Genomic DNA, 24,006 nt, shown 5'->3' on the forward strand with positions numbered 1-24,006 from the left:
TTGGTGTGGACGCGGCGCAGACGACCGCGACGCGGACGATCAGCGGTGCCGACGGAGCGAGGTGCGGCACAGATCGGGCTGTGCGAGTAGCGCAGCGCGGCGCAGACCGGGCGTGGTGCGCACACAGCGCGGCGGCGTGGACGGCCGCGGCGCGGACGGGCAGCGATGCCCATCGAGCACGGTGCGGTGCGGGCATGGCGCTGCGCGGGTAGCGCAGCGCCATCACAGACATGGCGTCAGGCGATGCGGACACGGCGCCGCCCGGGCCTGGTGTGGACGGGTGGTGGCGTTGGCCGGGTCTCGCGGGGTGCGGGGGGTTAGTTGACGCCGGCTTCTTTCATGTCTCGGAGTTCGCGTTTTAGTTCTTTGATTTCGTCGCGGAGGCGGGCGGCCAGTTCGAACTGGAGGTCGGTGGCGGCCTGGTGCATTTGGGTGGTCATTTGCTCGATGAGGGACTCGAGTTCCTCGCGGGGGCGGTCGCCCACCAGGTCGGCGGCGTGGCGGCCGGCCTTGGAGGCCAGGCCGGGGACGGGGGCCTTGCCTCGGCTCTGCTGGCGGCCGGCGCCGCCGATGAGGGTCTGGGTGTCGGCGTCCTCGCGGGCCAGGGAGTCGAGGATGTCGGCGATCTTCTTGCGGAGGGCGGTGGGCTCGATGCCGTGTTCTTGGTTGTAGGCCTGCTGTTTGGCGCGGCGGCGGTTGGTCTCGTCGATCGCGCGTTCCATGGACGGGGTGACCTTGTCGGCGTACATGTGGACCTGGCCCGAGACGTTGCGGGCGGCGCGGCCGATGGTCTGGATCAGGGACGTCTCGGAGCGCAGGAAGCCCTCCTTGTCGGCGTCGAGGATGGCGACCAGGGAGACCTCGGGGAGGTCGAGGCCCTCGCGCAGGAGGTTGATGCCGACCAGGACGTCGTACTCGCCCGAGCGCAGCTCGCGCAGGAGCTCGATGCGGCGCAGGGTGTCGACCTCGCTGTGCAGGTAGCGGACGGCGATGCCGAGTTCGAGCAGGTAGTCGGTGAGGTCTTCGGACATCTTCTTGGTCAGGGTGGTGACCAGGACGCGCTCGTCGCGTTCGGTGCGCTCGCGGATCTCGTGGATGAGGTCGTCGATCTGGCCCTTGGTGGGCTTGACGACGATCTCGGGGTCGACCAGGCCGGTGGGGCGGATGACCTGCTCGACGACGTCGCCGCCGACGCGGCCGAGCTCGTAGGGGCCGGGGGTGGCCGACAGGTAGATGGTCTGGCCGATCCGCTCCAGGAACTCCTCCCACTTCAGGGGGCGGTTGTCCATGGCGGACGGGAGGCGGAAGCCGTGGTCGACCAGCATGCGCTTGCGGGACGCGTCGCCCTCGTACATCGCGCCGATCTGCGGGACGGTCTGGTGCGACTCGTCGACGACCAGCAGGAAGTCTTCGGGGAAGAAGTCGAGCAGGGTGTTGGGGGCCGTGCCGGCCTCGCGGCCGTCGATGTGGCGGGAGTAGTTCTCGATGCCCGAGCAGGTGCCGACCTGGCGCATCATCTCGATGTCGTAGGCGGTGCGCATGCGCAGGCGCTGGGCCTCGAGGAGCCTGCCCTGGTCTTCGAGCTGCTTGAGGCGGCCTTCGAGCTCGGACTCGATGCCGCCGATCGCGCGTTCCATGCGCTCGGGGCCCGCGACGTAGTGGGAGGCGGGGAAGACGTAGAGCTCTTCGTCTTCGGTGAGCAGCTCGCCGGTGAGGGGGTGCAGGGTGGCCAGCTTCTCGATCTCGTCGCCGAACATCTCGATGCGGACGGCGAGCTCTTCGTACTGCGGGATGATCTCGATCGTGTCGCCGCGGACGCGGAAGGTGCCCCGGGTGAAGGCGAGGTCGTTGCGGGTGTACTGCATCTGGACGAGCTGGCGCAGCAGGGCGTCGCGTTCGATCTCGTCGCCGACGCGCAGGCGGGTCATGTTGTCGACGTACTCCTGCGGCGTGCCCAGGCCGTAGATGCAGGAGACGGACGCGACGACGATGGTGTCGCGGCGGGTGAGCAGCGAGTTGGTGGCCGAGTGCCGCAGCCGGTCGACCTCGTCGTTGATCGAGGAGTCTTTCTCGATGTAGGTGTCGGTCTGGGGGATGTACGCCTCGGGCTGGTAGTAGTCGTAGTACGAGACGAAGTACTCGACGGCGTTGTGCGGCATCATCTCGCGCAGCTCGTTGGCGAACTGGGCCGCGAGGGTCTTGTTGGGCTGCATGACCAGGGCGGGCCGCTGGAGCTTCTCGACCAGCCAGGCGATGGTGGCGGTCTTGCCCGTGCCGGTGGCGCCGAGCAGCACGGTGTCCTTGTCGCCCTGCTCGATGCGCCGGGCCAGGTCGGCGATGGCCTGCGGCTGGTCGCCGGACGGCGTCATCTCGGTGACGACCTCGATCGGTGCCACCCGTCGCCGCAGATCAGTGATCGGCCGCATCTCGTCTCCCCTCGACTCCCCCAACTGTATGCGGGACGTACGACAATCTCATTTTCGCAGGTCAGGACGCGGGTAGCGGCACCCTGGCCCGGACGGCGAAGCCGCCCTCGGGACGGGGCCCGGCCTCGAACCGGCCGCCGAGGCCGGTGACGCGCTCGCGCAGGCCGACCAGGCCGTTGCCGCCGCTGGGAAGCGCGTGCTGGGGGCCGCTGCGGGGCGGGGCGTTGAGCACCTCGACCTCCACCGCGCCCGTGACGAAGCCGAGGTCGATGGTGGTGTCGGCGTCGCCCGCGTGCTTGTGGACGTTGGTCAGCGCCTCCTGGACGAGCCGGTACACGGTCCGGCTGACGGCGGCGGGCACCGGGTGCTCGTTGCCCCTGACCGAGAAGTCGACGCTGAGGCCCGCGGCGCCGGACTGCCCGACCAGCTCGCGCAGGTCGTCCAGGGTCGGTTCGGGCGGGAGGGCGTCCTCGCCCTGCCGCAGGACGCCGATGACCTGGCGCAGCTCGTTGAGGGCCTGGCGTCCCATGTCGCCGATCACTCCGGCGGTCTCGGCGGCCTGGACGGGGTCGCGCGCGACCACCGACTTCAGGGCGCCCGCGTGGACGACCATGACGCTCACCCGGTTGGCGACGACGTCGTGCATTTCGCGGGCGATGCGGGTGCGTTCTTCGGTCCGCGCGCGCTCGGCGAGAAGGTGCTGCTCGCGTTCGAGGCGTTCCGCACGTTCGCGCAGGGAAAGCAGAAGCTGTTTACGGGCGCCCATATAAAGACCGAGCAGCACCGGGGGAAGCGTGAACGCCACCCCGAATACCACCTGGGCCAGAAAGGAGCCGTTTTCGGCCGTGGGGCCCGGGAAGGCCAGGTAAACGACGTAACCGAGCGTGAACAGCGTCCATACGGTGCGGCGCGAAACGGCGTAGGCACCGAGCGAGTAGAGCATGATCACGACGGAGAAGCCGCCCGCGCCGACCACCACGCTCGCCACCGTGGCGAACATCGTCAGCCACACGGGGTAGCGGCGGCGGAAGACCAGGCCGAGGGCCAGGAGGCCGCTGGCGATGGAGACGCCGGGAGGCGGGAGCCAGTAGTCCTGGGGAGCGAACCAGAGCCAGGCTCCGTCGATCGCTGCCAGGCCGACGGCCAGGGTGACGTCGAGTACCCGGGAGCGCCGCGGAAGGGGGCGCGGCTGGTCGATCGCCTGGAATGACGGCAGTGCCCACAACCTGGACCACCCACCCCGCCAATCCATGGTCAAGAGCCTATAGCGAATCCCCAAGCACCCTGTACAGAGGTGCGGATCGCCATATAGACGGTGGCTTCCCGCCAACGGGGCTGGTTACGATGACGACGCCGCCGACAGGGACGGGGAAACCGCACAACATGACCCGATTCGCCATATGGCTCGGGAAGAACGCCGATGCCGCCATCGCTCTGGTCCTGGCCGTCACGATCGCCGTGCTCGGGATCGGCATCGCACTTCCCAACGAGAACGAGGTCATCAACAGCGCGATCCTGGCGGTGATGGGCCTGCTGGCCACGGCCGTCCTGCGAGATCGGGGGCGGCGCGCCCCGGTGGAGGCGGAGGTGCGCGACTCGCTGCGGGCCTCGTCGGTCACGCTGGAGGGTCTGGACCAGAAGCTCGCGAACATCGAGCGCTTCGAGGGCGTGGTGACCGACACCAAGCGCGCGCTGGACGAGACCACGGTCGTCCGGGTCATCAGCGGCGCGCAGGTGGGCCAGGTGCTCGCCGAGGCCCGGCGCGACACCGACCGGTGGTTCTTCAAGGGCGGCACCGGCACCTACATCCGCGCCAAGACGCTGCCGGAGTGCGTGGCGGCGGCGCGGCGCGAGCGGCGGACGCTGCTGTTCCGGCTGGAGATCATCGACCCGACGAACGTGACGGTGTGCGAGGACTACGCGCGGCACCGCCGCTCGGTGGCCGAGACGCCCGACGCGACGGGTGAGCCGTGGACAGTCGACCGCACCCGTAAGGAGGCGTACGCGACGATCCTGGCGGCGTGCTGGCACAAGCAGCGGTTCGGGATGCTCGACATCGACATCGGCCTCTCCCAGACGATGACGACCCTGCGCTATGACCTGTCGGCGTCCCGGGTGGTCATCACGCGCGACGACCCGCGCGGCGAGGCGCTGGTGGTCGACAGCGGCAAGTTCTACTACGGCTGGTGCAGCGCGGAATTGCAGACCAGCCTCGACCAGGCACGGCGCGTCCCGGTGGAGCAGGCCAGGCTGGCCCCGCTGGACGACGAGCCGACCGTCGAGGAGGTCCGCAAGCTGTTCGACGTGACGGGCCTCGAACTGGCGCGCGGCTACACCGACCGGGACGTCATCGAGATCATCCGCAAGGCACTGCGGGCCAGGGACCCCTACGAATGATGAGGTACGGCCAGATCGAGGACGAGATCGCGGCGGGCACCGCCGGGGTCTCCCTCCCCGTATGGGCGCGGCAGGTCCTCGACGATGTGGCCGAGGGCCGCTCCGACCTCGCGGCGGTGCGGCATCCCCTGGGTTTCCTGTGCCTGCCGGTGGAGCGGGCGGGCGAACTCGGGGTGTGCCTGCACATCTGGTCGCCGGAGCTGCGTCCCGTGGCGACGACCACGTCCGGCGTGCACTGCCACAGCTGGGACCTGGTCAGCTTCGTCCTGTACGGCACGCTGCGGAACGTGCGCGCGCGCCTCAGCGACACGGTGCCGAACCTCCGCCCAGAGCTCGGCGGCGCCACGCACCGGGTGTTCGAGGTCGCCAGCCGGGACGGGGTGGACGAGCTGCGCCCCACGGGCCGTACGGTGCGCTGCACCCCCGGGGACGAGGCCACGTTCACCGCAGGCGATTCCTACACGCTGCCCGCCGGTGTCTTCCACAGCACGCTGATCGAGCACGGGCCGGACGCGGCGACCGTGGCGCTCGGCAGGCAGACGCCAGGGCGCGGCGACCTTTCCCTGGGGCCGCTCGACACCACGGCGCACCAGATGCGCAGGCAGCGCAGCGACCCCGACGAGACCGTCCGGACGACAAGGCGCTCCGCCGGACGGGTCGCCGCCGCGCACCCGCTCCGGGCCGGGGCGCACCCCTGGGAACGAGGGTCGGCGAGACGGTGAGCCGACGACGACTGGAGAGGCCGATGACGTCACCCACCCCGGCACAGGCCGTTCCGGTCGATCTCGCGGCGGCCCGCACCGTCGCGGTGGACGCCGCCGTGGCGGCGGGCTCCCTGCTGCGCGACGGGATGCGCGAGCCCGTGGAGGTGCGGCTGAAGGGTTCCGCCGGTGACGTCGTCACCGAGCTGGACCTGGCGGCCGAGACCCTGATCCTGCGGCGCCTGCGCGACGCTTATCCCGGCCACAGGATCGTGTCGGAGGAGGCCGGGGTCACGGGCGCGGCCAAGGGCGACATGGTCTGGCTGGTCGATCCTTTGGACGGCACCAACAACGTCGCGATCGGCATGCCGGTGTACGCCGTGGGCCTGGCGTTGTGCATGGGCGCCGAACCCGTCCTGGGCGTCGTCCACGACCCGGTCACCGGACGAACCTGGTCGGCCATTCGGGGCCAGGGAGCCCTCGCCCCGGACGGCGCTCCGCTCCGCCTGGACGACCTGCCGCGTCCGGGGCGCGGCAAGAACCCCGTCCTGGCCTGGACGCAGGGTCATGAGGTCGGCAAGAACGACCCCGTGGCCCTTCCCCTTAAGGCGGGTCTTGAGGCGCGCTGCGGTCGGTTGCTCCAGTTGTGGGCGCCCTTGGTCGCCTGGGTCATGCTGGCCCGGGGGGACATCGACGGCATCGTCGGCTACCGTCCCGAGATCGTCGACCTGCCCGCCGGGGCGCTGCTGGCCGCCGAGGCCGGGGCCGAGCTCCGTGCTCTGGACGGTTCCCCCTACGACCTGGACGTCGACCGCCCGTCCTCCGAGCTCGGCTTCGTCGCGGCCCGTCCCGCCCTGCTCGACCGCCTCCTGGAGACCGTCGCGGGCGCGCGCACCGTCACCCGGTGACCAGGAGCGCCGCGGTGGCCGCGGCGCAGCCCAGGACGGCCAGCGCGGCCCCCGTCAGCACGAACGTCCGCATGGGGACGCGGACGCCCCTGCGGCGGCACCACTCGAACCACAGCAGCGTCGCCAGGGACCCCCAGGGCGTGATGACGGGCCCCACGTTGGTGCCGATCAGCAGCGCCAACAATTGATCCTGGTTGGCCTCGGGAATGACGTCCTCGACCGCGACATAGGCGGGCAGGTTGTTGACCACGTTGGAAAGGCCCGCCCCCGAAAAGGCGGCGCGGAACGAGCCGACCGCTCCCCCGTCACGCCCGGCCATCGCCTCCATGACGCCGTCCAGGCCGTGCCTGCTGAGCGTGGGGACCACGAGGAACAGCCCGGTGACGAACACCAGGAGCTGCCAAGGAATCAGGGACGGGGTCAAGCGCGCGCGGTCGCGGACCCCGAATGCGACCACGACGACCCCGGCGGCGACCGTGGACGCGACCGCGATCTCCCAGCCCGTCTCCGCCCCGGCCAGGACGGCACCGATGAAGACCAGGCATCCCAGCCCGGCCGCACCGAACAGGACCCTGTCACCTACGGGGACCGGCACTGGCGGCGTGTAGCGGTCGTCCCCTCGCGCACTCCGTCGCCAATAGAACACCCAGAGGAGTGCCATGGTGACCGCTACGACGGCCAGCTGCGGTGCCCACATCCGTTCCGCGAACTCGGGCGTGCTCAGCGCCACCTGATCGGACGCCAGCAGGTTCGTCAGGTTCGACACGGGAAGGAGCAGGCTCGCCGTGTTGGCCAGCCACACGGTGGTCATGGCCAGCGGCAGCGCGGCGATGTCCGCGCGCGCGGCGAGCGCGAGCATCACCGGCGTGAGCAGCACGGCGGTCGTATCCAGATTGAGGAAGACCGTGGTGATCGAGGCGAACGCCACGCAGAGCAGGAACAGCGCGGCGTAGTTGCCGCCGCCGAACCGGGCCGTGCGCTCGGCGATGACGTCGAAGACCCCGGCCTCCTTCGTCAGCTCGGCCAGGACGATCACGCTGAACAGGAACACCAGCATCGGGGCGATGCGCTCAAGGCTCGCCTCGGCCTCGTCCCCCGGGAGCAGACCCGTCGCGACGAACACCAGCCCCAGGATCAGCAGCCCGATGCGGATCCAGTCGAGGATGCCGAACCTCGCGCCCACGGCCGCGCCCCTGCGCACCCAGGAGGACCGCTTGGCCGTATTCTGCGGGTGTCCCACGGCCCACATGATCGCATGAACGCGAAATACTGGGCGCATGACTCCCCCCGGCGACCGCTCCAGGCACGAGCGCCCGACCGACTTCTTCATCAGCTACTCCCCCGCCGACGAGCGGTGGGCGTCCTGGATCGCCTGGCAACTGGAGGCGACCGGTCACCGGACGATGATGCAGGCGTGGGACTTCGTCCCCGGCACCAACTTCATCGACTTCATGGACCGGGGCCTGTCGGAGGCCAAGGTCGTGGTGGCGGTGCTGTCGAGCAACTACCTGCGCTCGCGGTACGGGCGGATGGAGTGGATGGCGGCGCTGCGCGCCGATCCGGACGACCCGGCCCGCAAGCTGGTGACCGTCCGCGTCGAGGACTGCGAGATCGACGGGCTGCTGTCGACGATCACCTATGTGGACCTGGTGGGCGTCGACGACCCCGACCAAGCGCGCGCGTTGCTCATGCAGCGCATCCAGGAGGCGCTGGTCGGGCACGCGCGGCCGCTGAACGGGCCCGGCTTCCCGGGTGGGCAGGCCCCGCTGGCCGGACGCGTGGAACCTCCGGAGCAGCCGAGCCTCCCCGAACCCACCGGTGAGCGTCCCGTGCGCCGCGCCCCCGTTGTCGCCCCGGCGTTCCCGGCCGGGGCGAGCGAGGACGGCCTGCGCGAGCAGGTGAGCGTCCTGCACGTCCCGGGTCCGAGGTTCGGCCGGACGCTCGCCGAGCCCGGGGAGCCCACGACGGCGGCGGAGCTGCAAGACCACATCTGGAGCGACGTCACCCGTATGGCCGACGCGGGCGTCCCCCGGCCCGAGATGGTCGTCGTCACCGGCAACCTCACGCATTCGGGGAGCCGCAAGGAGTTCGCCGAGGCCCTGTCGTTCCTGACCAGCCTGCGCGCGCTTCTCGGCCTCGAGGCGCAGCGGGTGGTGATCGTGCCGGGCACGCACGACGTGACCCGCGCGGCGTCGCAGGCGTACTTCTCCAGCTGCGAGGCCGACGACATCGACCCGCAGCCGCCCTACTGGCCCAAGTGGCGGCACTTCGCGGGGCTGTTCAAGGAGTTCTACCAGGGCCTGGACGCGCTGATCTTCGACAGCGCCCAGCCGTGGACGCTGTTCCCGATCCCCGACCTCAAGGTCGCGGTGGCGGGCCTGAACTCCACGCTCCCGCAGTCGCACCGCGAGGAGGACCGCTACGGGCAGGTGGGCACGTCCCAGGCCGCGTGGTTCACCGAGCGCCTGCGCCACTTCGAGGACGAGGGCTGGCTGCGGCTGGCCGCGATCGAGCACACGCCGGTCGCCGGGGAGCCGGGCGCCCTGCGCGACCCCGAGACCGTCGACGGCCTGCTCGGCGGCCATGTCAACCTGTTCTTCCAGGGCACCGAGACCGACCTGGGCGCGATCCCGGTGCTGGCGAGCGGCGCGCCGTCCGTCCCGGCGCGCGGCCCGGGACGCCACCAGATCGTCGTGGTGCGGCGCGACGGCCTGGAGCGCTGGTCCCCCGGGGACGCGGGAGGCCGCGGCCCCGAACGCCTGGAGCAGGCGTGGACGCGCGTAGGCGGAACGTTCCCCGCTCCCCGGGAGGACGCCCCCGCCGAAACTCCCGTCGGCCCCACACCCCAGTTGAGCGAGGGTCCGCGGGCCGAACCGACCCCCGACCCCTCCGCCGACCTGCTCGACCGCATCTCCGAAGCCTGCGAGACGCGTTTCGAACGCGCCACGATCCGGCGCATCGCCCCCGCACCCCGGGGAGAGGGACACGCGGACGCACCGCACCTCCTGCTCACCCATATGGAGGACGGCTTCGTCCGGCAGTACCGAATCGGGGCACATGTGGGCCGAATCACCGAGGAGGACGTGGACGCGTTCGTCCGGCACGTGCACGCCGACGGCGCCGACCACGGCTCGGAGCTGGTGTACCTGGGACCGTCCCCGGCCCGCTCGCTGCGCGACGACGCGCTGCGGCGCGGCATCAGGCTGCGCAGTCTCACCGAGTTCCAGGGCCTGCTCGACCTGTCGGAGTACGTGGCGGGGCAGACGGCCCGGCTGTCGCAGGGCGGGCAGTACCCGCCCTCGCTGTACGTCCCGCAGCGCTTCCGCGAGCTGGACCGCGCCAGGCCGTCGGAGGAGCCCGAGGTCGGCCAGGACGCGGTCGGCGAGATGCTGCGGCTGCTGGCCGCCGACCACGGCCGCTTCATGCTGCTGCTCGGCGACTTCGGGCGCGGCAAGACCTTCGCGCTGCGCGAGCTGGCCCGCCGGATCCCGTCCGAGCTGCCGCACGTCATCCCGATCCTGATCGAGCTGCGGGCGCTCGACAAGGCGCATTCGGTGGACGGCCTGGTCGCCGCGCACCTGGCCAACCACGGCGAGGAGCTGATCGACCTCAAGGCGTTCCACTACATGCTGCGGCAGGGCCGCATCGTGCTGCTGTTCGACGGGTTCGACGAGCTGGTCACCCGGGTGACCTACGACCAGGCGGCCGACCATCTGGAGACCCTGCTCCAGGCCGCGCAGGACAAGGCCAAGATCGTCGTCGCCAGCCGGACCCAGCACTTCAAGTCGCAGGCGCAGGTGCTCACCGCGCTCGGCGAGCGGGTCGGCGTCCTGCCGCACCGCCGCGTGCTGAGCCTGGAGGACTTCAACCCCGCGCAGGTGCGCTCGTACCTGATCGGCCGATACGGGGACGAGCGGACGGCCGAGAGCCGCCTGGAGACGCTCACCGGCATCGAGGAACTGCTCGGCCTGACCAGCAACCCCCGAATGCTGAGCTTCATCGCCGACCTGCCCGAGGACAGGCTTCGCGCCGTCGCCCAAGCGCGCGCGACCGTCAGCCCCGCCGACCTGTACCGCGAGATCCTCTCGTCCTGGCTCTCGCATGAGGCCGACCGCGTCCGCCAGGCGGGCGGCCCGTCGGGGCTGACCACCGAGGACATGTGGCAGGCCGTGGGCACCCTCGCGCTGCGCCTGTGGGAGAGCAACGAGACCTTCCTCAGCCTGGCCGAGCTGGCCGACGTGGCCGCCCCGTTGACCGGCATCGCCGAGGGCCGGCTGTCCTCGCACCAGATGACGCACGCCGTCGGCGCCGGAAGCCTGCTGGTCCGCACCGACGAGGGACTGTTCGGCTTCATCCACTGGTCGGTCGTGGAGTGGCTGGTGGCCCGGCACATCGCCGCCGGGCTCGACGGCGGCACCCCGCCCCGGGCGCTCGCGCAGCGCGCGCTTTCCCAGCTCACCGTCGACTTCCTGTGCGACCTGGCCGACACGCGCGCGACCCAGGACTGGGCCACCGGCGTCCTGGCCGACACCGGCGCCGACGACGTCGCCCGCGCGAACGCCATCAAGATCACCACCCGGCTGCGGACCCCGGCGCGCACCGACCTGCGCGGCGCGCGGCTCGCGGGCGAGGACCTGTCCTACCGCGACCTGCAGGAGGTCGACCTCACCGGCGCCGATCTGACCGACGCCCAGCTCGTGGGCGTGAACCTGTCGCGGGCCACCCTGCGCGACGCGTCGCTGGCCGGCGCCCGCCTGGACGAGGCCCGCCTCACCGGCGCCGACCTGCGCGGCGCCGACCTGTCGCGCGCCCGGCTGGCCCGGGCCGACCTGCGCGACGTCGCCGTCGAGGGCAGCCGCTGGACGCGCGCCGCGCTCATCAGCTCCAACATCCCCGACCGCATCGCGCAGGCGCCCGAGCTGTACGAGGCGGCCATCGCCCCCGGCCGTCCGGTCGAGATCCAGGTCGCCCCCGCCGCCGTCGGCGTCCCCTACGGCTTCCACTTCCAGACCAGCCGCCTCCCACAGCCCCTGGCCTACAGCCCCGGGGGCTCGGTCCTGGCGATCGGGAACGAGGACGGGGGCGTCCTCATCTGCGACTCGGTCGCCGGGACGCCCATCCGCACGCTCCTGGGCCACCGCGACCGCGCCTACGCCGTCGCCTTCGACGACCGCGGGAGCATCCTGGTCAGCGGCTCTGCCGACGGCACCGTCCGCGTGTGGGACCTGGCCACCGGCCAGGCGTCGCACACCTTCACCGTCCACCCCGAAGGCGTGTGGCCCGTCGTGGTGGGCCCCGGCGACGCCCCGCTGGTGGCCGCGGGCGCGGCGGACGGCACCATCCGCGTCTGGGACACGGCCTCGGGCGAGCTCCGCCACGAACTCCCCGGCCACACCGCCCCCGTATACACAGCCGTGTTCGACCCCGGCGCGTCCCTCATGGTCACCGGCGACGCGAGCGGCACCCTGCGCGTCTGGAACCTGGCCACGGGCGACCTGCACCGCACCCTCTCCGGTCACCGCGGCGCGGTGTTCCGCGCCGTCTTCCACCCCGACGGCTCGCTGCTGGCCGCCGGGGACGAGGCCGGCGCGGTCCGGCTGTGGGACATCCGCACCGGCGAGATCCGCGGCGAGCTGCTCGGCCACACCGGCCGCGTCTACGCCATCGCCTTCCACCCGGACGGCGAGCGCCTGGTCACCGGCGACACCGACGGTTCCGTCCGGCTGTGGGAGGACGGCCGCACGAAGCTGACCTTCCCCGGTCACGGCGGCGCCATCTACCAGGCGACGTTCAGCCCCGACGGCGGCCGCCTGGCCACCGCCGACAGCGCCGGGTCCGTCCGGCTCTGGGACCCCGAGACCGGACGCCAGCGCCTCGAACTGGCCGGGCACCGCGGCGCGGTCTGGCCGTTCACCTTCCGCGCCGACGGCGCCCAGCTCGCCACCAGCAGCAACGACGGCACCGCCCGCATCTGGGACGCCGAGACCGGCCACTGCCGCCGCGTCCTGCGCGGCCACGGCCGCCGCGTCACCGGCGTCGCGTTCAGCCCCGACGGCGGCCTGCTGGCCAGCAGCGGCAACGACGGACTGGTCAGGCTCTGGGAGCCGCGCACCGGGCGCCTGGTCCGCGAGCTGCGCGGCGTCGCCGACAACCTCACCTCGGCGGTGTTCAACCCCGCCGAGAACCGGCTGGCCACCGCCACCAACGACGGCGGCGTCCACCTCTGGCAGGCCGGGACGGGCACGTTCGAACGCGAGCTGAACGCCGAGACCGACCACGTCTGGGCCCAGGCGTTCAGCCCCGACGGCCACTACCTGGCCACCGCCAACGACGACGACACCGTCCGGCTCTGGTACTGGACGACCGGCCGCCAGACCGTCAACCTCGCCGACCACCGCGGCCGCGTCCGGTCGATCGCCTTCAGCCCCGACGGCGCCCTGGTCGCCACCGGCTGCGACGACACCCACGTCCGCGTCTGGGACGCCAGGTCCGGCGAGCTGCGCGGCGAGCTGCGCGGCCACACCGACCGCGTCTACCAGGTCGCCTTCGACCCCACCGGCACCACGCTGGCCAGCGCGGGCAACGACGGCGACGTCCGCCTGTGGGACCACGCCTCGGGCGAGCTCAGGCACACCCTGACCCGGCACGGCGGCCGCCTGTGGACCACGGCCTTCAGCCCCGACGGCACCCTGCTGGCCTCCGCCGGCGACGACCTGGTCGTCCGCCTGTGGGACCCGGCCACGGGACGCCACCTGCACGCCCTGCCCGGCCACGCCCGCCGCGTCTGGTCGGTCACCTTCGGCCCCGACGGCACGCTGCTGGCGAGTGCCGGGGACGACGGCGCCATCATCCTGTGGGACGTCACCGACCCGTCGGCCCCGGCCCGCAAGGCCACCCTGCTGGGCCTGGCCGAGGGCTGGGCCGCCGTCTCCCCCGACGGCCGCTACAAGTGGGAGGGCAACGCCGCCAGCGAGTTCTGGTACGCGATCGGCATGTGCCGCTTCGACCCCGCCGAACTGTCCCCCTACCTCCCCGAAGTCCGCCAGCTCCCCCTGGACGCGGACTTCTAGAAGGCGCAGAGAGCGAGCGTGGCGTCGTCGTGGGGCTTGGAGCGGGGCCAGCGGGTGGCGTGCGGGTCGGTGCGCTCGACCTCGCGGGTACGGGCGATGACGGCGGCGGGGCCCTCGGTCTCGGCGAGGCGGGCAAGGCCCGGCCAGTCGGTGCGGCCGAAGGTGTCGACCAGGCGGGTGGCGCCGTCGGTCAGCAGCAGCGCGCCGCGCAGGTCGCGCCGCGGCACGGTGCCCGTGAGCGCGGTCTCGGCCACGTCCGGGTCGGAGTTCGCCCAGTTGCGGCCGCCGGTGATCTCGCTCAGGCCGCCCGGGCCGTCCAGCAGGAGCGTCGAGTCGGCCAGGACGAGATAGTCGACCAGATCGCCGCGCACGCGCAGGGCCAGCACCGTCGCGGCGGGCGTGGCGGGGTGCCGCAGGTCGCACGTCCGGGCATGGGACGCCGCCACGTCGGCGATGGCGCCGCGCAGCCGCCGCACCAGGGGCCGGTCGGAGGCGCGGCGGGGCTCCGTCACCGCGCCGACCGGAGGGTCGGCCTCGGGAACGCCGTCGGGGGCGTCCACCAGGCGGGCCAGCAGCCGCGTGCCGAGCGAGCGCGCGTACCACGCGGTGCCGTGGACGCAGCCGAGGTCGGTGCCGAGCGGGAGGCCGCAGCCGTCGAGCACGACCGCCGCCCCGGGAGCGCTCGCGACGAAGTCTTCGTTGCGGCGTTCGGGGGCGCCCTGGTCGGTCGCCCAGAAGACTCGCATCAGGCGTCCGCCGCGCGCCGGACGAGGCTCGCCCAGAGCTCGTCGACCTGGACCTTGAGATCGTCCAGGGAGCCGGAATTGTCGATCACGTGGTGGGCGATGGCGCGGCGGGCCTCGCGGGTGGCCTGCGCGGCGATCCGGGCGCGGGACGCGTCCTGGCTCATGCCCCGGTTGGCCGCCAGCCGCTCGACCTGGGTCTCCACCGGCGCGTCGACGACCACGACCACGTCGTAGAACTCGGCGAGGTTGTTCTCGGTGAGCAGCGGCACGTCGTAGACGACGATGGCGTCGGCGGGCGCGGCGTCCATCAGCTCCCGCATCCGCTCGCCGACCAGCGGGTGGACGATCGCGTTCAGCGCGGCCAGCCGGTCGGCGTCGGCGAACACGATCGCGCCGACCTTCTCGCGGTCGAGGCCGCCCCCGGGGAGCAGCACCTCGTCGCCGAACTCGGCCACGACCGCGGCCAGACCGGGCGTCCCCGGCTCGACGACCTGGCGGGCCAGCCGGTCGGCGTCGATGACGACGGCGCCGTGCTCCTTCAGCCGCGCGGCGACCGCGCTCTTGCCCGACCCGATACCGCCGGTGAGTCCAACCTTCAGCACGCCGACCACCCTAGCCGTGCGGCGGTCAGGTGGTGGGGGCCGGGACCAGGGGCTTGCGCATGTGGACGAGCGTCAGGTGCGCGGCGACGCGTTCGCGGTGGGTCTCGGCATAGCCGAGGCGCCGGTAGAAGCGCAGGTTGCCGTCGCTCAGGTGCCCGGTGAACAGGACGCAGGCGTCCACCCGCCCGGCGACCTCGGTCTCCAGCGCGCGCATCAGCCGCCCGCCGATGCCGCGTCCCTGCGTGTCGGGCGCCACGACCAGCCGTCCGACCAGGCAGGTGTGCTCGCTGAACTGGGCGCGGACCGCCCCGACCAGGCGGCCCGCCTCGACCGCCTTCAGCACGACGGCGTCGCCGGTGAGCAGCTTGCCGAGCTGCTCGAACGACTCGACCAGCGGCGGGATGAACGGGTCGCCGTACAGCTGCGCCTCGGCGACGTAGGCCGCGCGCTGCACGGTGAGGATCTCGCCCGCGTCCGCCGGACCGGCCCGCTCGATCGCGACCGCCTGCTCCGTCATCGCCGTTCCCCGATCGCTTGCCCTGCACCGACCCTAGGCCATGCCCGGGGCTCTGTTTTCTCGTTCCGTGCGGCTATTGCTGGATCCGGACGGTCACGGCCACCGGGTAGTGGTCGGACGCGTCCGAGCGGGGGGCGTCGTAGGAGCCGAACATCACGTCGTCGGTGCCGAAGATCCAGTCGACGCGGCCGCCGTCGGCGCGGGTCGGCGAGGAGTCGCCCAGCGCCGCGCTGCGCAGCTGCGTGTCGTCCATCATCCGCATGATCTCCGGGCTGCCGGACTCGGCGTTGAAGTCGCCGCCGATGATCGTGCGCGGGGCGCCGCCCCAGGCGCGCAGCAGCGCGGCGACCTCGCGGGCGCGCTCGCGGCTCTGGTCGGCTCCGCCCTGCAGGTGCGTGGACCACACGTCCAGCGTGGTGCGGCCGACCTGGAGCCGGGCCCAGAGGTACCCGCGGATCTGCGACCAGTCGCCGCGGTCCATCCGGCCGGTGCCCGAGCGGCGGACCGGCAGCGAGGTCAGGATCGCGTTGCCGAACTGGCCGTCGGCGGCCGGGCCCCACAGCAGCTTCATGCCAAGGCGCCGCGACAGCCAGACGCCGACGTCGGTGGTGCCCGACTTCAGCGACCCCCGGCTGGCCTCCTGGAGCAGGACGACGTCGGGGCTCTGCGCCTTCAGCGTCTTGGCGATGCCCTCGGGGTCGAGGCGGCCCTTCTGGTTGATGGCGTCGCGGATGTTGTAGGTGACGACGCGGACCTGGCCGTCGCTCTGGCCCGCCTTGGCGGGCTCGTCGGGCGCCGCGACGCTGAAGATCAGGGTTCCGGCCAGCAGGACGAGCGCCGCCGCACCGGCCGTCAGGGCGCGCAGCGGAGCGCGCGCGGGCAGGGGGCCGCCCCGGGCGGCGGCGATGGCCGCCAGGCCGCCCAGCGCGATGCCCGCCAGGCCCGGCAGGGCGTTGTTGGGGAACGGCATGGGCTCGACGGCGCTGAGCTGGTACGGGATCAGGATCAGCCCGATCAGCAGCCCGCCGAGCGCGGCGCCGAGGTCGACGCGCCAGACCGGGCCGCCGGAGCCCGCGCGGCGCAGCGGCGCCCGGCAGGCCACCGCCAGCAGCCAGGCCGACAGCACCTGGCCGAGGACGATGATCGGCAGCACCTCCACGCCGGTCAGCGCGTACGTCCCGGCGACGGCGCCCGCGCCGACCCCGAGGACCGTGCCGCCCAGCACGCAGACGCCGCCGGGGACCGCGCGGACGGCCAGGCCGGACGCCAGGAACGCCAGCGCGAGCCCCTGCCCGACGACGACCACCACGTGCGCCGTGGTGAGCGACCGCCAGCCGGACGAGGCCACGAACGCGGGGCTCGACAGCACGAGCACCTGCAGCGCGAGGAACGGGCCGAACGCGGCCGAGCCGAGGGCGTCCCGCCAGGACAGGCCCGGCGCCCGCACCGGCCCCGAGGCCAGCTCACGGTAGAGCGCGACGGCGCCGAGGCCCACGAACAGCAGACAGACCGCCCAGGCGCCGATGCCGGAACGCCAGGCCGGGTCCCAGGTGGCGAAGGCCATCCGGACGGCGGTGTCGATCGACAGTCCCGCGACCGTCGCGGTCGCGAACCCCACGCCGGACAGGCCGCGCGCGCCCTCGTAGAGCGCGGCGACGGCGACCATGCCGACGGCGGTGCCGGCCAGGGCGAGCCAGGTCTGCGGGGTGAGGGCCTGCGCCAGCAGCCGGACGGCGAACAGGCCGCCGATCCCGGCGAGCAGCAGCCCGCGCGGCCCGGCCACGCGGCGCACCAGCGGGCTCAGCAGGCCCGCCAGGTAGATGAGCGGGACGACCAGCGCCGCGACGCCCATGCCGGCGGTGTCGGCGAAATGGTCGAGCTGGGGAAGGGAGAAGCGCAGGGTCTGCGCCAGCACCGCGACCGTGATCGCGATGAGCGCGAGGCGCGCGGGGCCTCGCGGGACGATCGAGGGCCCTGCCGAACCGGCGGGGCCGTCGCCGGGCTTGATGCCTACGTCTGTGCTGACCACTGGAACTGGTGCTCCCGGGGGCGGGCTCTGGATCACGGACGGTGAGAAGGGTACGCGCGAAACAGGTCACGGCCGGACGCCGAACCCCCGACAGGGGCCGCCGTCCGGCCGTGTTCCGATGTCATCGGCCGCCGCGCCGGGCCCCTGAGGGCACGGCACGGCCGCCTGACGTGGGACGCGCGCGAGGCGCGTCCCGGTTGACCGTGAGGTCACTGACCGCCGGAGAGCTTCTCCCGCAGCGCCGCCAGGGCCTCGTCGGTGGCGAGAGCGCCACCGGCGGACTCGGGCTCGGCACCGCCGGAGTAGGAGGTCTCGCCTCCACCGCCGCCGCCACCGGTGGACGCCGCGCCGCCGGCCGGAGCCGCGGTCTCGGCCTCCGCCTCGGCCTTGCGGGCCTCCTCGATCTGCTTGCGGTGAGCGTCGAAGCGACCGCGGGCCTCGGCGTACTGCCGCTCCCAGGTCTCACGCTGCTCGTCGAAGCCCTCGAGCCACTCGCCGGTCTCGGAGTCGAAGCCCTCGGGGTACTTGTAGTTCCCCTCGCTGTCGTACTCGGCGGGCATGCCGTACAGCGTCGGGTCGAAGTCCTCTTCCTCGATGCCCGCCGCGCTCTCGTTGGCCTGCTTGAGCGAGAGGCTGATGCGGCGGCGGTCGAGGTCGATGTCGATGATCTTCACGAAGATCTCGTCGCCGACCTGGACGACCTGCTCGGGGATCTCCACGTGGCGCTCGGCCAGTTCGGAGATGTGGACCAGGCCCTCGATGCCCTCCTCGACCCGGACGAACGCGCCGAACGGCACCAGCTTGGTGACGCGGCCCGGAACGACCTGGCCGATCTGGTGCGTGCGGGCGAACTGCTGCCACGGGTCTTCCTGGGTCGCCTTGAGCGACAGGGAGACGCGCTCGCGCTCCATGTCGACGTCCAGGACCTCGACCGTGACCTCCTGGCCGACCTCGACCACCTCGGAGGGGTGGTCGATGTGCTTCCAGGACAGCTCGGAGACGTGCACCAGTCCGTCGACTCCGCCGAGATCGACGAAGGCGCCGAAGTTGACGATCGAGGACACGACGCCCTTGCGGACCTGCCCCTTCTGGAGCGTGTTGAGGAAGGTCTGGCGGACCTCGCTCTGCGTCTGCTCGAGCCAGGCACGGCGGGACAGGACCACGTTGTTGCGGTTCTTGTCCAGCTCGATGATCTTGGCTTCGAGCTCGCGCCCGACGTAGGGCTGCAGGTCACGGACCCGTCGCATCTCCACCAGCGACGCGGGCAGGAAGCCCCGCAGGCCGATGTCGAGGATGAGGCCGCCCTTGACGACCTCGATGACGGTGCCGGTGACGATGCCGTCCTCGTCCTTGATCTTCTCGATCGTGCCCCAGGCGCGCTCGTACTGAGCGCGCTTCTTGGACAGGATCAGCCGGCCTTCCTTGTCCTCCTTCTGGAGGACGAGGGCCTCGACGTGGTCGCCGACGGTGACGACCTCGTTGGGGTCGACGTCGTGCTTGATCGAGAGCTCGCGCGAGGGAATGACGCCCTCGGTCTTGTAGCCGATGTCGAGGAGGACCTCGTCACGATCGACCTTGACGACGGTGCCTTCGACAATGTCGCCGTCATTGAAGTACTTGATGGTCTCATCGATCGCCGCGAGGAAGGCTTCCTCGGAACCGATGTCGTTGACCGCTACCTGCGGGGTGGTCGAGGTGGCTTCGGTGCTGCTCGTCATGTGTCGGCTGGCTCCGGATACGGACATGAGTAGGTGTCTGGTGATGCGCGGAGGGCCTGTATCCGCCCTGCCGAGAACCGGAAGGAAAGTGACGAGAAGTCACACCTAGAACCGAACCGATGTCGCCGACCTGACCGAGTGCGAACCTGCTCTGTCTGAAGCGCGCGCAGGCCCACAGCGCAGCGATCAGAATATGGGACCAGAGTCCCCTGGTCAATCTCACCCGGTTCTCAGTACATCCTGCCCCGGGCCCGGAAGGCCTTCCCGAGCCGGTCCTCCTCGGTTCTGGGGAAGGAGATCGTCTCCGGATCGCCGTCGGAGGTGTACCTGGTGGCGGGGTTCTTGGCCAGCGTGTCGAGCCAGGCGGTGGAGCAGAACTGCTTGCAGTCGTTCTCCTTGATCTTGCCCTCGGAACGCACCCGAGTGATCGCGAACGGGTCGAACTTGGTGTCGAAGGGCGACTCGGAGGGCTTCCATCCCGCAAGGAAAACTCCCGTGAAGTTCCATTCGCCGGCCTTGCTCAGGGCCCAGGCCCGCTTCTTGGGCACCGACCCGAACGGGTAGGCCAGCGTCGTCGTGTGCACCCCGGCCTGCTGGAGGATCTGGCTCTCCATCCCGCCGATCTCCTTGTGGACGCCCTCCTTGGACATCGAGGAGAGGTCGGGGTGGGTCACGGTGTGGTTGCCGAGCTCGAACCCGTGCTGGAGGAGCCAGCGCAGCCCCGCCGGCGCCTGCGGCCCGAGCCCGAACATGTCCTTGTTCAGGTAGAAGGTCGCGACAGGCCGGAAACCCGGGTGCTTCTGGGCGACCTCCATCAGGATCGCCACCGCGGTGTCGGGTTTGGGCTTGCCGCTCGGGTCGAGCGCGAAGTGCCCGGGCGTGCTGTCGTCGAAGGTCAGCACCACCGGGTGCCGTCCCGCGGGGATGTTGAACCGCCCGCTGACGAACTCGGCCGCCGTGATGGGCACGTACCCCTCCTGCGCGAGGCGGGTCGCCTCCTCGCGGAACTCCTTGACCGTCCGGTCGAGCGACAGCTCGGCCTTGGGCATGATCCGGTGGTACATCAGCACCGGGACCTCGCCCAGCTCGTTCGCCTTCACCGCCGCCGCACCGGGCGCCGCCGCGATCGTCGCGGGCGCCGAAGGCGTGGCCGAGGCACCGGGAGACGACGGCACCGGGGACGCCTGCCCGTTCACAGGACGATCCGCGGGCGCCCGAGAGGACGGCTGCGTGGTCCGCGAGGAAGACCCCGCCCGAGCCGCCTCCTTACCCGAGGTGTTCCGCTCCCGCACGTCCGGCAGCGTCAGCCCGAGGATCACGGCGCAGAGCACGACCACACCGGCGATCTTGTGATGGATCGGCACGACCCTCCCGTCATCCCACACGAATCGGCCAGGACAGCGTACGACTCCTCCGACTTAGCCGGACACGTACGCCAGACACCGCTTTCACCAATTTTTCACCCGTCCCCGCCCCGCCAAAACGCGAACCCACCACAAAGATCACCCCCCCTTCCCCCTCACCACCGCAAACCCACCCCGCCACCCCTCCCCCGGCCTCCCGCGCCCGGACCACGAGTGCCCACACGAACACCTCGCCCCTCAATCCCACCCACGCGAAGACGCGCCACGAACCGCGCACCCCACGCACCCAGCGCGGGCGCAAGCGCCCAAGGCGCCCCGCCCCACCTCGTCAGAGCTCGGCATCCAGACAATGGGGTTCATGGCCTTCCAACGCCCTCCGCAACCCGCACGCTTGCGTGCTGATCGGCCGAAGGCTCACCTTCGGCAGAGCCAACGTCCGCGCTCCGGCCCCCGGGACGCCACGAACCCCTCGTCCGGCCCGGACGAGGGGTTCGTGTGACTTCCAACGCGCCCCAGCCGCGCGCGATTGCGTTAGTGAGCGGGGAAGCGAGCCGAAGGCGAAGCGACGCAGCAATCGCTAAATCACGGTCGCCGCAGCGAGCCGCCAGGCGAAGGGCTCTTCCACCCCCAACACACCCCAGCCACGCACCGAGTGCGTGACCTAACCGGGGAAGCGAAGCCGAAGGCGAGCTTCCCCGGTTAGATCGCGAAGCGATGCGAGCACTCGCCAAATCTTGGTCACCGTAGCGAGCCGCCAGGCGAGCGTAGGTGGGCCAGGATTTCTAGTGTGCAGCTTCCTGCCAGGTGCGGCCGGTGCCCATGGAGACTTCCAGGGGGGCGCGGAGGTCGTAGGCGCCGGACATCTCCTTGGTGATGAGGGCGGTGAGGGCCTCGTGCTCGCCGTCGGCGACCTCGAAGACGAGTTCGTCGTGGACCTGGAGGAGCATGCGGGACGTGAGCCCGGCCGAGCGCAGGGCGCGGTCGACGTTGAGGCTGGCGACCTTGATGATGTCGGCGGCCGAGCCCTGGATGGGCGCGTTGAGGGCCATGCGTTCGGCCATCTCGCGGCGCTGGCGGTTGTCGGAGTTGAGGTCGGGCAGGTAGCGGCGGCGGCCAAGGATGGTCTCGGTGTAGCCGTCCTGGCGGGCCTTGGCGACGACGTTCTGCAGGTAGTCGCGGACGCCGCCGAACTGCTCGAAGTACTCCTCCATCAGGCCGCGGGCCTCGTCCGGCGGGATGCGCAGCTGCTGGGAGAGCCCGTAGGCCGACAGGCCGTAGGCCAGGCCGTAGTTCATGGCCTTGATGCGCGCGCGCAGCTCGGAGTCGATCTGCTCGGGCGGCAGGCCGAACACCCGGGACGCGGTGATGGTGTGGAAGTCGGCGCCCGAGGAGAACGCCTCAAGCAGGGCCGCGTCCTCGGAGAGGTGGGCCATGATCCGCAGCTCGATCTGGCTGTAGTCGGCGGTGAGCAGTGACTCGTAGCCGCCGCCGACCACGAACGCCTCGCGGATCTGGCGGCCCTCGGCGGTGCGGATCGGGATGTTCTGCAGGTTGGGGTCGGTGGACGACAGGCGCCCGGTGGCGGCGACCATCTGGTTGAAGGTGGTGTGGATGCGCCCGGCGTCGTCGGCCATCGGGATCAGCGAGTCGACGATGCTCTTGAGCTTGGCGACCTCGCGCCAGCGCAGGATGTGCTCCAGCACCGGGTGCGCGTCCTTGGCCAGCAGGTTCGACAGGGCCTCGGAGTCGGTGGTGTAGCCGGTCTTGGTGCGCTTGGTCTTGGGCAGGCCGAGCTCGTCGAACAGCACCTGCTGGACCTGCTTGGGCGAGCCGAGGTTGAAGTCGTGGCCGACGGCGTCGTAGGCGAGCTGCTCGACCTCCTTGACCTGCCCGCCCAGGGACGCCGACATGGACGCCAGATGGTCGGCGTCGACGGCGATGCCCGCCCGTTCCATGGCGGCCAGCACCCCGACCAGTGGCAGCTCGACCTCGCGCAGCAGGCGGGTGGCGCCGCGCTGCTCCAGGTCGCGGTCGAGCGCGTCGGCCAGCTCGGCGACGGCGCGGGCCCGGACGGCCAGGGCCTGCGCGGCCTCCTCCTCGCCGGAGCCGTCGAGGGTGAGCTGGCCCGAGTCTTCGGACTCGTTGCGCAGCTCGCGCTGCAGGTAGCGCAGGACGAGGTCGGCCAGGTCGAACGTCCGCTGCCCGGGGAGCGCCAGGTAGGCGGCCAGGGCGGTGTCGCTGGTGAGGCCCGCCAGCCTCAGGCCCCGCGCGGCCAGTGCCAGCATGGGGCCCTTGGCCTCGTGCATCGCCTTGGGACGGCTCTCGTCGGCCAGCCAGGCGGCGAGCGCGCGCTCGTCGTCCTCGATCAGGGCGGACGGGTCGAGGTGGACGGCCGGCCCCTTGGGGGTGGCCAGGGCCAGCGCGGTGATCTCGCCGGTGCCTCGGCCCCAGGTTCCGGTGAGGGCGATGCCGAGGCGTTCGGAGCCGGTGGCGTTCTCGGCCAGCCAGGAGGGCAGAGCGCCCGGCTCAAGCTCGTTCAGCTCGATGTCGAAGCCCTCGTCGGCCTCGGGCTCGGCGGTCGTCAGCGTGGAGTACAGGCGCTCGCGGAGCACCTTGAACTGGAGCGAGTCGAACAGGGTGTGGATCTCTTCGCGGTCCCACTGGCCCATCGCCAGCATCGGCGGGGTCAGTTCGAGCCCGACCTCGGTGTCGAGCTCGTTGACCTGCTGGTTGCGCAGGACCTCGCCCAGGTGCTCGCGCAGGTTGTCGCCGGCCTTGCCGGTGATCTCGTCGACCCGGGCGACGAGCGTGTCGAGGTCGCCGTACTTCACCAGCCACTTGGCCGCGGTCTTGGGGCCGACCCCGGGGACGCCGGGCAGGTTGTCGCTGCTCTCGCCGACCAGCGCGGCCAGCTCGCGGTAGCGCTCGGGCGGGACGCCGTACTTGGCCTCGACCGCCGCCGGGTCCATGCGGGACAGCTCGGACACGCCCCGGATCGGGTACAGGACGGTGACATGCTCGTCGACCAGCTGGAAGGCGTCGCGGTCGCCGGTGACGATCAGCGTCTGCATACCGGCCTGGGTGGCCTGCACCGACAGCGTGGCGATGATGTCGTCGGCCTCGAATCCCGCCACCGAGGTGCGCGGGATGCGCAGCGCGTCGAGCACCTCGAAGATCAGGCTGATCTGGCTGCGGAACTCGTCTGGGGTCTTGTTGCGGCCCGCCTTGTACTCGACGTACTGCTCGTGCCGGAAGGTCGGCTCGGACCGGTCGAACGCCACCGCGATGTGCGTGGGCTTCTCGTCGCGCAGCACGTTGATGAGCATCGAGGTGAAGCCGTACACCGCGTTGGTGGGCTGCCCGTCGGTCGTGTTGAAGTTCTCCACCGGGAGCGCGAAGAACGCGCGGTAGGCCAGGGAGTGCCCGTCGAGCAGGAGCAGGCGGGGCCGGTCGTCAGGGGTCGGTTCTTTCGTCGCCACACCAGGAGCCTAGTCTGCGCGTACGACAGTTTCAGGGAGGCGGAAGTGA

Annotated in this window: 14 protein-coding genes; 4 read left to right on the plus strand and 10 right to left on the minus strand. The window is 71.7% G+C overall.

Annotated features, from left to right (window positions below; genetic code table 11):
- Positions 1-317: 317 nt before the first annotated feature.
- Positions 318-2,426: an excinuclease ABC subunit UvrB gene (gene uvrB, locus ACQPY4_RS25540; protein WP_433324810.1), complete on the minus strand. Its 2,109-nt coding sequence runs from the start codon at positions 2,424-2,426 to the stop codon at positions 318-320.
- A 61-nt stretch (positions 2,427-2,487) separates the two neighbouring features.
- Positions 2,488-3,678, minus strand: coding sequence for a sensor histidine kinase (locus tag ACQPY4_RS25545; RefSeq protein WP_433324812.1), 1,191 nt, complete (start codon positions 3,676-3,678; stop codon positions 2,488-2,490).
- A gap of 131 nt (positions 3,679-3,809) precedes the next feature.
- Here ACQPY4_RS25545 and ACQPY4_RS25550 point away from each other — a divergent pair, with 131 nt between their 5' ends.
- From ACQPY4_RS25550 to ACQPY4_RS25560, 3 genes are read left to right on the plus strand one after another with little or no spacing between them, the layout of a single operon-like run.
- Complete coding sequence (locus ACQPY4_RS25550) at positions 3,810-4,823, plus strand: hypothetical protein (RefSeq protein ID WP_433324814.1); 1,014 nt, start codon at positions 3,810-3,812, stop codon at positions 4,821-4,823.
- A complete protein-coding gene (locus ACQPY4_RS25555) occupies positions 4,820-5,545 on the plus strand; it encodes a hypothetical protein (protein ID WP_433324816.1) in 726 nt (241 codons plus the stop codon). The genes ACQPY4_RS25550 and ACQPY4_RS25555 overlap by 4 nt, the downstream gene beginning before the upstream one ends.
- Positions 5,546-5,568: 23 nt before the next feature.
- Entirely contained in the window at positions 5,569-6,432 is an 864-nt protein-coding gene (locus ACQPY4_RS25560; RefSeq protein ID WP_433324818.1) for an inositol monophosphatase family protein, read from the plus strand.
- Here the strand turns inward: ACQPY4_RS25560 and ACQPY4_RS25565 are convergent.
- Positions 6,422-7,672: an SLC13 family permease gene (locus tag ACQPY4_RS25565; protein ID WP_433324820.1), complete on the minus strand. Its 1,251-nt coding sequence runs from the start codon at positions 7,670-7,672 to the stop codon at positions 6,422-6,424. The genes ACQPY4_RS25560 and ACQPY4_RS25565 overlap by 11 nt on opposite strands.
- 37 nt (positions 7,673-7,709) lie before the next feature.
- Between ACQPY4_RS25565 and ACQPY4_RS25570 the strand changes: the two genes are divergently transcribed.
- Positions 7,710-13,502 (plus strand): TIR domain-containing protein, encoded by a 5,793-nt coding sequence (locus tag ACQPY4_RS25570; RefSeq protein ID WP_433324822.1) that lies wholly within the window; start codon positions 7,710-7,712, stop codon positions 13,500-13,502.
- On the opposite strand, the gene ACQPY4_RS25575 is transcribed toward ACQPY4_RS25570, so the two are convergent.
- The 7 genes from ACQPY4_RS25575 to polA form a co-directional block, all read right to left on the minus strand.
- Positions 13,499-14,248, minus strand: coding sequence for an integrase (locus tag ACQPY4_RS25575; protein WP_433324824.1), 750 nt, complete (start codon positions 14,246-14,248; stop codon positions 13,499-13,501). The two genes, ACQPY4_RS25570 and ACQPY4_RS25575, sit on opposite strands and share 4 nt — an antisense overlap.
- Positions 14,248-14,850: a dephospho-CoA kinase gene (gene coaE / locus ACQPY4_RS25580; RefSeq protein ID WP_433324826.1), complete on the minus strand. Its 603-nt coding sequence runs from the start codon at positions 14,848-14,850 to the stop codon at positions 14,248-14,250. Before coaE ends, ACQPY4_RS25575 begins: the two co-directional genes overlap by 1 nt.
- Before the next feature lie 25 nt (positions 14,851-14,875).
- The gene (locus tag ACQPY4_RS25585) at positions 14,876-15,367 is read right to left on the minus strand and encodes a GNAT family N-acetyltransferase (RefSeq protein ID WP_433324828.1); all 492 of its coding nucleotides are present in this window, start codon (positions 15,365-15,367) and stop codon (positions 14,876-14,878) included.
- 73 nt (positions 15,368-15,440) lie between these two features.
- Positions 15,441-17,396 carry an endonuclease/exonuclease/phosphatase family protein gene (locus tag ACQPY4_RS25590; RefSeq protein ID WP_433324830.1) on the minus strand — a complete coding sequence of 652 codons (1,956 nt, stop codon included), beginning with the start codon at positions 17,394-17,396 and terminating at the stop codon, positions 15,441-15,443.
- Between the two features lie 209 nt (positions 17,397-17,605).
- Entirely contained in the window at positions 17,606-19,114 is a 1,509-nt protein-coding gene (rpsA, locus tag ACQPY4_RS25595) for a 30S ribosomal protein S1 (protein WP_433324832.1), read from the minus strand.
- A gap of 230 nt (positions 19,115-19,344) precedes the next feature.
- Positions 19,345-20,478 carry a polysaccharide deacetylase family protein gene (locus tag ACQPY4_RS25600; RefSeq protein WP_433324834.1) on the minus strand — a complete coding sequence of 378 codons (1,134 nt, stop codon included), beginning with the start codon at positions 20,476-20,478 and terminating at the stop codon, positions 19,345-19,347.
- A 782-nt stretch (positions 20,479-21,260) separates the two neighbouring features.
- On the minus strand, positions 21,261-23,957 hold the full coding sequence (gene polA, locus ACQPY4_RS25605; RefSeq protein ID WP_433324836.1) for a DNA polymerase I: 2,697 nt from the start codon (positions 23,955-23,957) through the stop codon (positions 21,261-21,263).
- Positions 23,958-24,006 lie beyond the last annotated feature (49 nt).

The organism is Spirillospora sp. CA-294931 (assembly GCF_050946795.1).
In the GTDB taxonomy this organism is placed as follows: Bacteria; Actinomycetota; Actinomycetes; order Streptosporangiales; family Streptosporangiaceae; genus Spirillospora.